Raw genomic sequence first — 10,316 nt, 5'->3', positions numbered from 1 at the left:
GGCATCCTGTGGTCCTCCGCCCTCGGCTGCTATCACACGACCGCTCCAATGGCTACAACCTATCGTGAACCACTCTAGATGTGGCGGAAACCTGGCGAGGCCGCTGGCACACCTTGAGTCACGGAGAACGCAAACGCGCCCAAATCGGTGTGGCCCTGTGGCGACGCCCGCAGATTTTAGCCATTGACGAACCGACCAACCACCTTGATGCGGCAGCCCGGGACTTGCTCATCACCGCCTTGCAGTCTTTTCAGGGCGTCGGTTTGTTGGTGAGCCACGACCGTGCCCTGCTCGATACGCTTTGCCAGCAGTGTGTGTTCATCGACCCGCCCCAGGTGGTGCTGCGACCCGGCGGTTTCAGCCAGGGATCTCGACAGGCCGAGGCCGAGGCACGGCGAGCAGACAAGCAGTACGCTCACGCCAAACGTGAACGGCAACGCGTAGAACGAGAAGCGCACCGTCGTCGAGCGGATGCGGCCCAGGCGCACCACAAACGCTCCAAACGCGGTCTGGCAAAAAAAGATCATGACGCGCGCGGTCAAAAAAATCTGGCCCGGGCGACCGGCAAAGACGGAGTCGGTGGAAAACTCCTCCGTCAGCTCGATGCACGCCTGGACCGGGTGCGTCACAAACAGGAGGCGATAGGGGTCACAAAGACCTCTGCTCTCGGTATCTTGATGCAAGGCACGCAGTCCAAGCGCGCGACGCTGTTCAGCCTTCGGGCCTGTCGTCTTCCCCTCGGGCCTGATCGGTGGCTGCACGTCCCGAGCCTGTACATGCGTCCCGACGATCGCATCGCCCTCACCGGAGCCAACGGGAGCGGCAAGAGCACCTTGATTGCCAGGCTCATAAAAAGCGTCGAACTGCCCCCGGAACGAGTCACCTACATCCCCCAGGAAATTCCACGCCAACAGGCCAAAGACATCGTCGGCCAGACGCGGAGCTTGGCAAAAGATCAACGAGGTCAGCTCATGACAATGATCAGTCGCCTGGGCTCACGGCCCCAGCGTCTGCTGGAAACCGGGCAGCCCAGTCCTGGCGAGGTACGTAAGCTCCTTCTCGCCTTGGGAATGCTACACACCCCGCATCTCATCGTCATGGATGAACCAACCAATCACCTCGATGTCCCCTCAATCGAATGCCTTGAGACGGCCTTACACGACTGTCCGTGCGGTCTGCTGCTGGTCAGCCATGACGCATATTTTCTGTCCCGACTCACAAAAACGCGCTGGCAGATCCGCCGTCAGGATGAGGCGTCGAGCCACCCAGACATGACGCTTCGGATCGTTGACGTAGACACCCCCCAAGCAATTGGCTAAGCTCCGCAGCGGACCACATCCTCATCCTGGTGTTTCTACGCGAGCAGAGAAAATGAAATCTGGTGGTGTCCACGTCATTGTCATGAGCCTCCTTGCCGTCATTCTCAGCCTCCCGCTCTCCACCCTCCGAGCCGAGGAGCAAGCGACTCGTGTGCAGGTGGCCGGCCTCAACGAAGCGGTCGAAATTCTGACCGACCGCTGGGGCATCTCCCACATCTACGCCCGCAACCAGGACGACCTGTTCTTTGCCCAGGGCTATAACGCGGCCCGCGACCGTTTGTTTCAGCTCGAAATCTGGCGCCGTCGGGTCACCGGCACCCTGGCCGAGATTCAGGGCCCCAAGGCGCTCGACCGTGATATTGGCGCGCGTCTGCTGCGCCCCCGGGGCGACCTGCGCCTTGATATGTACCACTACCATCCCCAGGGCGAGCAGATCATCACCGCTTTCGTCAACGGCATTAACGCCTATATCGCCCAGACCCGGCAGCAGCCCGAACTCCTGCCGGTCGAGTTCCAGCTGCTCGGCATCCAGCCCCAAGCCTGGACCCCGGACATCGTGGTGTCTCGCTTGGGCGGGATTTTTCTGAATCTCCAGATCGAACTGCGTCTGGCCAGGGTGCTGCCCGACCTCGGACCGGACACAGCGCGTGAGCTGTTGAACCTGCACCCTGGCAGGCCCGACCTGAGCGTTGCCGAGGGCCTGGATCTGGCCGCCATACCGGCCGATGTTGACAAATACTACACCGCCGCCCGACAGCGGGTGGAGTTCGCGCCCGAGGATATTGTTGACCCGGCCGCCCGGGCCACGCCCGCCGATCAGGGCGAGCCGGCCGCGCCCACCGAGCAGCCGGCCCAGACCGACAGTGAGGGCAGCAACAACTGGGTGGTGGCCGGCTCCCATACCCTGAGTCGTCAGCCGTTCATGGTCAACGACCCGCACCGCGCCATCACCGCCCCGTCACTCCGCTACTGGGTCCACCTGGTCGCGCCGGGCTGGAACGTGATTGGCGGCGGTGAGCCGCACCTGCCCGGCGTGTCGATCGGTCACAACGAATACGGCGCCTGGGGGCTGACCATCTTTCCGACCGACACCGAAGACTTGTACGTGTACGAGACCAATCCCGACAACCCGAACCAGTACCGCTACCTGGGCGAGTGGCAAAACATGCGCGTCTACACGGAGACGATACCGGTCAAAGGCCAGGAACCGGTCAGGGTCGAGTTGCGCTACACCCGTCACGGCCCGGTCCTGAAGACCGACCCGGACACCCGACGCGCCTATGCCCTGCGGGCCGCCTGGCGGGAAATCGGCGGGGCGCCATATCTGTCCAGCCTGCGCATGGACCAGGCCAAAAACTGGGAGGAGTTCCGCGAGGCGTGTTCCTACTCCCGGGCACCCTCGGAGAACATGGTCTGGGCCGACCTGGAAGGCAACATCGGCTGGCAGGCTGTCGGCATCGTTCCCCTGCGGCCGAACTGGAGCGGCCTGCTGCCGGTGCCGGGCGACGGTCGCTTCGAGTGGGACGGCTATCTGCCGATCGAACAGCTGCCCCACGTCTTCAATCCGCCCCAGGGCTTCTGGGCTACCGCCAACCAGGAAAACCTGCCGGCCGACTACCCCTACCCGATCAGCTATTTCTGGATCGAGCCCTACCGCTTTGCCCGCGCCCAGGAAGTCCTGGCCAGCGGCCGGCAGTTCACCACCATGGACATGATGCGGCTACAGAACGACGAGCTGTCCATTCCGGCCCGCACCCTCGTGCCCCTGCTCAGCGGCCTGCACTCCGACCAGCCGCCGGTTCAGCAGGCGCTTGAAACCCTGCGCGGCTGGGACTCTGTCCTGGCCAAAGACTCGGTCGCCGCCGGTATTTATGCAGCCTGGCAGGAGCGCCTGTGGAAGAATTTTCTTGACCGCTCCGTCCCCCCGGCCCTGCACGAGCACTTTCCCGATATCGCCCTCCAGCCCGTGCTCAACAGTCTGCTCGCCCCGGACGAGCGCTATGGCGACGATCCGACTGCGGGCCGCGACCAGTTTGTCCTGACCAGCCTGGAACAGGCCGTGCAGAGCCTGACCGAGCGTTTCGGTCCCGAGCCGCAGGCCTGGACCTACGGTCAGGCCGAGTACCATCACATCCTGATGCCCCACCCGCTCGGCAAGGCCGTCAACCCCGCCTATGCCGAACGCCTTGAGGTCGGTCCCATCGCCCGGGGCGGGGATAACTTCACCCTCAACAACACCGACAACAGTGCAGCCCAGGAGACCGGGGCGTCCTTTCGGATTATTGCCGACCTGTCGGACTGGGATCGCTCGCTGGGCGTGAACGCGCCCGGACAGTCCGGCAACCCGGACGACCCGCACTACCGAGACCTCGTTCCATTGTGGCAGGCGGGAAAATACTTCCCCGTCCTGTACTCACGGGACAAGATCGAAGCCGTCAGCCAGCGCAAGACCGTCCTGCATCCATAGCAGTCTTGTTAAGCGGAGTGGTGTTGTCTCAAGCGGCTCCGATTCGCTCCATCAACTGCTGACGCGCATTCTTCCCGTTGACGTTTTTCTCGACAAGGCTGAACAGGCCCGTGCCGTTGCTTTTGCGTTCCCACAGCTCGCCAATCGTCCGCTTCTCCGCAGTATCCGCTCCGTCCGCGATATGCGCGCCTTTATATTCGACAACGAGCAGCCGTCCATCATGCAGCAGCGCCACAAAGTCGGGGTAGAACTTGTCTTTGGTAAGCGCTCTTCCGTTCTTGCCGGCGAATGGCCCTGATCTTGTCTCGTATCTTTCGCGCCAGGATAAACTTGCAGCGCATGAGTGCGGCAATATGAAGACCCCGTCCGATCATCAGGTGGTTGACAAGGTCGGAAAGCCACTTGACCAATTCACCCTGCCCGATGTCGAGCTGACGTACCTGCCGGTCGAGCCACACGACCAGGGCTTCAGGCATCCAGCCTGCCACGTCTATATTCAGCGTGAGTTGTTCTTCCTCGCCGGCGAACTGATGAGTGACGTGCCTGCCGTCAATGTCGATCTCAAAGCTGCGTGCGGTCTCCCGGATCGTAAATTCATCCTCGTCCATTTCCAACGTCCGAGCCGGTCCGCATAGTCGGATTCTTTAGTGATGGTTTCATAGGCGTTCTTCGGCCCGACCATGCGGGCTTCTTCAAAGAAGCGACGCAGAACAGCCAGCGCATCGGCCTGATATTGCTTCAGTTGCATGACACGTCTTCTTCCCTCAGTCTTATCCCCTCCTGGGACGTGTGATGCGGAGCAGCGGGGTGGGTTGCAGCCTCAGGGCCGGAGCGCGTTAGAGTCGGCGGGACCCGCCCCGGCCCTTCGGGCCACCCCTCCAAGACGTGTGATGCGTATTGCGTTATCCACCGGCCGAGAAGGCACCCACCCCGGCCTTCGGCCACCCCTCCGAGGAGGGGACCCGCCCCCCTCCCCTCCTCGGACAGGGGGGTGGGTTCTTCCCGGTCCGACGCTCAGCGCCCGGCAGGCGAGCGTAGGTTCCTGGGAATATGCATCACACGTCCAAGGAGGGGATTGTTATTCCGGCGAGAGCCGACCTCCATCGCTTCCGGAGCAATATCTTCCGCTCTTGTTCCCTCGCCCCTGGAGGGAGAGGGCTAGGGTGAGGGGGACAAACAAGCTGCACCTCATCTCCTTACGTCCGTGCCTTCACCTCATACGGCATCTGCTTGAAGGTGATGCCGGTCCGCTCCAAAGTTGCGGAGGCCAGCCGCGACTGTTCGCCATAGACCGTCAGTGGACCGTCGAAACGCACGTGCTCTCGCTCAATCTCCTCTCGAATCGCAGCAAGTGTGGCCCGCGTCAGCACGTTGCCGCCATTCGGGTGCTTGTCGCCCAGAATGCCGTTGTACAGCAGCGCATAAGCGTGGCCGTCGTACAGACCCAGGAAAGGCGAATCCCCGTTTCCGTTCCACGGCCGCCCGGTCTCGCTGAACCACACATGGGCGGCCAGCAAGTCACGCAGGAGTTCCAGACGCGGCCATATCATCGCCAGCCATTGCGTGTGCTCAAGACTGTCGTCGTAATGCTCGAAGGCAGAGCGCGTGTTGTACGGCGGGTCGATATAGATGCACTTCACCCGCCCGGCGTAGAACGGCAGCAGCGCCTTGAGCGCTTCCAGGTTGTCGCCCTGAATCAGCAGGTTACCCGTGTCCGGCTCCCCCGCCGACAGGGCGGGTGCTTCTTCCAGCAACCGATACGGCACGCGGGAGGCGGTACGGAGGTCTTCGTCTCGGGTCAGCCAGTGCAGGGTCGGCATCAGTTACTCTCTCTCTTACCTTCCCCCTGAGAAGGGGGATTGAGGGGGTTTGCCTGCCAAGCTACGAACCCCCCAACCCCCCTTCTCAGGGGGGCTAAGGCGCAACACTCCCGGCCTCTGACATGGCTTCGTCGTATTCGGCTATCCATTGTTCGGCTTCTTGGGCGGTGTAGGCTCCGGTAAACCCGCCCGGTAGTTCGTGACTCGCTGGTTTACCCACGTGTGGTTTCAACTTCCCTCGGAACTCCTTTACTCTTTCATCAGGGAGACCCTCGACAAGGGAATCCAGGTCTTCCTGCTTCAATCCACCTGCAAAAATAGCCTCATATGGGTCGCGCTGATACGGGTCGTCCTGTAGGCGGCGGTATAGGTTGACGCGCCATATTCCCCTCCTCATACGATCTTCAAATGAAGAAGCATTGCTGTCCGTGGCACTCCACGTCGCCCCATCAAGACTGGCCTCTTGGAACTGCACTTGGTCTAGGGACGCTGCTTGCAACCGTGCGGACCCAAGATTGGCTAATTGTAACCTTGCTCCGCTCAAATAAGCTCCCTGTAATTCTGCCTGGACCAGGGAGGCACCTTGCATCCAGGTCCCGTGCAGGTTAGTCCCTTGCATTTTTGTCCAGTCGAGACGTGCTAGCTGAAGTCGTGCTTCGCGGAAGTCAGGGCTCTGAAGGTGCGCCTTGGCGAGAACAGCTTCTTGCATCCAAGCCCAACTGAAATTAGCTCCCCGTAGATAGGCTCCGGTCAGGTCAGCTTTTTCTAAACGAGCTTGAGTGAGATCAGCCCCATTCAGATGGCTTCCCTGCAAGTTAATACGGAGTCCTTTGAAGACTTCGTGCTCCTGCACGAACAGGAAGGTCAGCAGACTCTGAATTTCTTCGGAAGGTTTCGACGGATGCTTTTTCCGATACTCGTCTTTGCCCGTCGTCTGACGGAGGTGGACACAAAGAATGTCTAGCATCGGCTGCCGCTGCTGTAACTCTTCCGTATCGTCTGCCAGATGGAACAGTTCGTAGGCTCCGCCCAAGCGCACCGAGTCCGATGCGTGCCCAAGATGCTCAATGGCGTTTTTCAGGCGTTCCTGCCGTTGCCCCTGCTCGGTGTTGTGGTTGGCTTTGGCCTGCTCTCTTGTAGCGTCCGCTTGGGCCTTGGCAGCGGCGGCTTGCGTGTTCGCGGTGTCCTCCAGCGCCTTGGCGCGTCTGTAGGACATCAGGGCTTGCAGGGCGAGCAGCACGCCGCCCAGGCCGATGCCGAGAAATGTCAGCGTGTCGTTTTTCGCGTCCAGGCCGAAAAGCGGAGAAGCATAGCCTTCTACACTTTCGGAGAGCATGACCAACAGGAAAGTCCCCAGTAACACGACAAACGTGCCGACAAGGCCGTACTGAAAAATGGGAAAAAGATTCATCGTAGATTACTGGCTACGGGGCTTATCTGGAAATTACCCCTCTCCCTAGCCCTCTCCCCCAAGGGGAGAGGGAACAGGCGGCAGCCTCAATGCAGAATCTCCCGGCCTGGCGGTCCTTCGCCTCCGAGTCCTCTGATGGGCTCAAGCGCTGGCGGGTCGCACCTGCTTGGCTATTTCTGCTCCACGGTCTCGTTCGACCAAGGCAATGTCGTATTGGCTCTGGAGTTCGAGCCAGAAATGAGGCCGGTTACCAAAATAGCGGCCAAGCCGGACCGCGGTCTCGGCGGTTATCGACCGGCGACCGTTCAAGATGTCAGTGATGCGGCCGGAGGGCACGCCGAGAGCGAGCGCCAACCGATTGGCGCTCAGGCTGCGTGCCTCAAGCTCACGCTTCAGCAGTCTGCCTGGGTGTGAAACAGGGGGCATTGTTCTATCCTCTGTGATAATCAACAAGCTCGACACTGAAGGCGTCCCCCTTACGGAACTCGAAGCAGATCCGCCAGGGACCGTTCATAGTCATAGCCCATTGTCCTTTGCGTTCGCCTTTAAGCTTGTGTAACCCGACACTCTTGAGGGGACTCAGGTCTTGAAGCGTTCCGGCAGCATGCAGCGCCAGCAGCAGATCGATCGCCATATCGAAATCCAGGCTGCGAAACCGGTTTGGCCGTGCGCCTTCCCAGACTTTGCGACTGGTGGCGTTACGCCACGACCGAATCATGGCAAGAACATACGACGCGGAACGGTGAAGCACAACTGTCCGGCGACTTTCGAGTGCCCAACCGTTAAGGCAGACGCTTCGCCCAACAGCCGATACGACGCGCGAGAGGCGGGGCGGAGGGTTTCGTCCCGGGTCAGCCAGTGGAGGGTCGGCATCAGTTATCACTCTCCGTCGGAACCCCTGACATGGCTTCGTTGTATTCGGCGCTCCACTTATCGGCTTCTTCTTTAGCGTAGGCTCCGATAAGGTTGCGGCCAACAAGCGGGATGTCCCCTACCAGTCGCTGAGCAAGGTCTGGCTGGCCGAGAAGCTTGACGCCGACTAAACCGGGTCGGGCCAGCGTTCCGGGTTTCAGCCCCAAGGATGCCACGTAGCGCTTGACAGCCGCGCCGAGACGGGGATAGAGCCACACGCAGGGAGGCTGCTATGCGCTCTACCAGTCTTTTCCGCACCCTGGCCGTGCTGAGCGCCGCCGCGCTGTGGGCGTGCAGTGCGCCGTCGCCCACCCAACCGCGGGCCGGCGTGCTGGGCATGAACGATTTTCTGCTGGCGTTCAACACCTACAACACCGCCCAGACCCATCTCAAACAGGGTCGCCACCCCGAGGCGGTCGTCGAGTACGAGGAGAGCCTCACGCGTTATAATCGCCTGGCCCCGGCCACGCGCGAGCGTCTGCGCACCGAATTCGGCCTGTCCCAGCAGCAGATCGAGCGTGAGCTGTTGATCGCCCGCGGTCTGGCCGACAGGCACGGCAGCGGACACGGCGATGTGGCTTTTCGGGGTCGGGTGCTGGACGGCTTTTACCCCTACCGGCGCGGCACCCCGCTGACCGGGACAATCACTCCGGGGCTGCGCATCTCGGCCGACAACTGGCAGGCGGCCCAGGGTCTGCTCCCGCCCCAACTCCTGCGCCATCTTGGCAACGGCGATTTCTCCATCGTGGTCCAGGAGACGACCGACCTGCCGCCCAGCGCCGCCTATATCGTGGCTACCCTGGGCGCTGGCGATCAGGTCCGACTCGGGGACGACGGTGCCGAGCTTGCAGCCTATCGGGCCGGGCTGCCCTTTGCCGCGCTGAGTGAGACCGACCCCCAGGCCGGGCTCAAAGCTGCCTGGAACATCCGCTACCGAGATAGCGCCGACCGTATTGAGCAGTGGACCGAAACGGTGTCGCGCGACAGCCAGAGCCAGACCCAGTACACCTTTTCCAGCCACTCGGCCCAAGCCTTCGGCATGTACCGGGCCAGGCAGGAGTATAACGTCGCGGACTGGCAAAACGGCGGGATTGTGGCCAAAGAGTATGTGCAGCTGCTCAGCTTTCCTTTTGACCAGACCTCGGCCCCGGCCGGCCGCGGCATGGGCTTTTTGCGCCATCGCTACCAGACCGACCGGCGTCCCATCGGCCAGTGGATGACCGCGCCCAACAGCGGCCAGTTCAGAGCCGTCGGCCACAACCCCGAAGCCTCGGCCCTGGGCTTTACCATGATTGCCGAGGATGTGGTCGGCGAACAGATCCCGACCTTCGACTGGCGCCTGGTGACCCGCCAGCTGGCCCTGGTGCCAGGCTTTGTACGGGGTCGGACGGCGCGCTTCGGGGGAAGCGGTGGGGGCTATCCGACCGACCCCTGGGAGCTGCGCCAGGTGTATGTGCTGGAAACCCTGCCGCGCAGTCCCCAGCATCCCTACAGCCGCCGGGTGCTGTACGTGGACCAGCAGACCTCGGCCCCGCTGTACGCGTTCATGTTTGACACCGAGGGCGAGCACTGGCGAACCCTGCTGTACAGCTACGGCCACCCGCGCTACGCCCAGGACAACCCCAATGTCGAGGTGCCGATTCTGCTCGGCCGCTCGTGGATCGATCACCGGACCGAGCGCACTACCGTCTCAAGCGTGAGCAGGTCGCGCTATAACCACGACCTGTCGCTGGAGCTGTTCAGCTTCAGCCGGCTGATGCAGCGCGGCAAGTAGGCGTCGCCAAGCCCGGCGCACCGACACCCGCCCGCCCGAGACCTCAGCTGCTGAACGAGTAGGCAGTCGGCCGCAGGATTTTGTTGGAGACCTTCGCCACCAACGGGCCGTTTTCCTCCGACGCGGCCCGTGCCCGCTGCCAGTCAGGATCCTTCATGAATGCCTTCCAGCTCTGTTCCCGGTCGCCCAGGCTGGGGTAACCGAGCATGTAGACCAGCCGATTGCTGGTGCCAACGACCTCGGTCCAGTAGCCGATATTCTGTATGCCGTGCTTCTCAAACAGACCCAGGGTATGGTTGGCGAAGCGGTTGTGGAGGTCGGGCAGGCGGCCTGGCACTGCGTCGTAAATGCGCCACTCCTGGACCTTGGTCTTGATCTGGGGGTCAGGCGAGTAAGGGGTCGATAACAGCATCGTGTTGTGGACTTGGGCGACAATGGCGCCTTCCCGCTCCGTCTCTTCCGCCACTTGCCGCTGCCAGGCCGGGTCTGAGGCAAACGCCGCCAGTTTCTGCTGTCTCTCGTCAAAGGTTTCATACATCCACATGTAGGTGACCTGGAGGCTGGCGCCAAACTCCTCGGTCCAGAATCCCAGCACGCCCAGTCCATGCTTGTG

The 10,316-nt window shown here is 61.9% G+C and carries 11 protein-coding genes; 3 read left to right on the top strand and 8 right to left on the bottom strand.

Annotation, left to right across the window (positions count from 1 at the left end):
- The first annotated feature begins 113 nt into the window (after window positions 1–113).
- Together J4F42_13410 and J4F42_13405 are read left to right on the top strand one after the other, a co-directional pair.
- Window positions 114–1,319 (top strand): ABC-F family ATP-binding cassette domain-containing protein, encoded by a 1,206-nt coding sequence (locus tag J4F42_13410; protein MCE2486508.1) that lies wholly within the window; start codon window positions 114–116, stop codon window positions 1,317–1,319.
- 52 nt (window positions 1,320–1,371) lie between these two features.
- Window positions 1,372–3,786 carry a penicillin acylase family protein gene (locus tag J4F42_13405; GenBank protein MCE2486507.1) on the top strand — a complete coding sequence of 805 codons (2,415 nt, stop codon included), beginning with the start codon at window positions 1,372–1,374 and terminating at the stop codon, window positions 3,784–3,786.
- Window positions 3,787–3,814: 28 nt separating this feature from the next.
- On the opposite strand, the gene J4F42_13400 is transcribed toward J4F42_13405, so the two are convergent.
- The 7 genes from J4F42_13400 to J4F42_13370 form a co-directional block, all read right to left on the bottom strand.
- Window positions 3,815–4,021: a hypothetical protein gene (locus J4F42_13400; protein MCE2486506.1), complete on the bottom strand. Its 207-nt coding sequence runs from the start codon at window positions 4,019–4,021 to the stop codon at window positions 3,815–3,817.
- Window positions 4,005–4,394 carry a hypothetical protein gene (locus J4F42_13395; protein ID MCE2486505.1) on the bottom strand — a complete coding sequence of 130 codons (390 nt, stop codon included), beginning with the start codon at window positions 4,392–4,394 and terminating at the stop codon, window positions 4,005–4,007. Before J4F42_13395 ends, J4F42_13400 begins: the two co-directional genes overlap by 17 nt.
- A 588-nt stretch (window positions 4,395–4,982) precedes the next feature.
- Window positions 4,983–5,606, bottom strand: coding sequence for a hypothetical protein (locus tag J4F42_13390; protein ID MCE2486504.1), 624 nt, complete (start codon window positions 5,604–5,606; stop codon window positions 4,983–4,985).
- A 94-nt stretch (window positions 5,607–5,700) separates the two neighbouring features.
- The gene (locus J4F42_13385) at window positions 5,701–7,017 is read right to left on the bottom strand and encodes a pentapeptide repeat-containing protein (protein ID MCE2486503.1); all 1,317 of its coding nucleotides are present in this window, start codon (window positions 7,015–7,017) and stop codon (window positions 5,701–5,703) included.
- Between the two features lie 141 nt (window positions 7,018–7,158).
- Entirely contained in the window at window positions 7,159–7,443 is a 285-nt protein-coding gene (locus J4F42_13380) for a HigA family addiction module antidote protein (GenBank protein ID MCE2486502.1), read from the bottom strand.
- Between the two features lie 4 nt (window positions 7,444–7,447).
- On the bottom strand, window positions 7,448–7,651 hold the full coding sequence (locus J4F42_13375) for a type II toxin-antitoxin system RelE/ParE family toxin (GenBank protein MCE2486501.1): 204 nt from the start codon (window positions 7,649–7,651) through the stop codon (window positions 7,448–7,450).
- A gap of 238 nt (window positions 7,652–7,889) precedes the next feature.
- On the bottom strand, window positions 7,890–8,147 hold the full coding sequence (locus J4F42_13370) for a hypothetical protein (GenBank protein ID MCE2486500.1): 258 nt from the start codon (window positions 8,145–8,147) through the stop codon (window positions 7,890–7,892).
- Between the two features lie 14 nt (window positions 8,148–8,161).
- Here J4F42_13370 and J4F42_13365 point away from each other — a divergent pair, with 14 nt between their 5' ends.
- Window positions 8,162–9,703: a DUF1329 domain-containing protein gene (locus J4F42_13365; protein MCE2486499.1), complete on the top strand. Its 1,542-nt coding sequence runs from the start codon at window positions 8,162–8,164 to the stop codon at window positions 9,701–9,703.
- 43 nt (window positions 9,704–9,746) lie between these two features.
- Here the strand turns inward: J4F42_13365 and J4F42_13360 are convergent.
- A partial coding sequence (locus tag J4F42_13360; GenBank protein ID MCE2486498.1) for an NIPSNAP family protein occupies window positions 9,747–10,316 on the bottom strand: 570 nt, incomplete at its 5' end.

The sequence above is a fragment of the Desulfurellaceae bacterium genome, from assembly GCA_021296095.1.
Classification (GTDB): domain Bacteria; phylum Desulfobacterota; class Binatia; order Bin18; family Bin18; genus JAAXHF01.
This window is presented reverse-complemented; position numbering and strand designations above follow the sequence as displayed.

Bases quoted from the DNA above. Each gene is read 5' to 3' on its own strand.
- J4F42_13405 (MCE2486507.1), top strand. From the start codon at position 1,372: ATGAAATCTGGTGGTGTCCACGTCATTGTCATGAGCCTCCTTGCCGTC.
- J4F42_13395 (MCE2486505.1), bottom strand. From the start codon at position 4,394: ATGGACGAGGATGAATTTACGATCCGGGAGACCGCACGCAGCTTTGAG.
- J4F42_13380 (MCE2486502.1), bottom strand. From the start codon at position 7,443: ATGCCCCCTGTTTCACACCCAGGCAGACTGCTGAAGCGTGAGCTTGAG.
- J4F42_13365 (MCE2486499.1), top strand. From the start codon at position 8,162: ATGCGCTCTACCAGTCTTTTCCGCACCCTGGCCGTGCTGAGCGCCGCC.
- J4F42_13385 (MCE2486503.1), bottom strand. From the start codon at position 7,017: ATGAATCTTTTTCCCATTTTTCAGTACGGCCTTGTCGGCACGTTTGTC.
- J4F42_13390 (MCE2486504.1), bottom strand. From the start codon at position 5,606: ATGCCGACCCTGCACTGGCTGACCCGAGACGAAGACCTCCGTACCGCC.
- J4F42_13375 (MCE2486501.1), bottom strand. From the start codon at position 7,651: ATGGCGATCGATCTGCTGCTGGCGCTGCATGCTGCCGGAACGCTTCAA.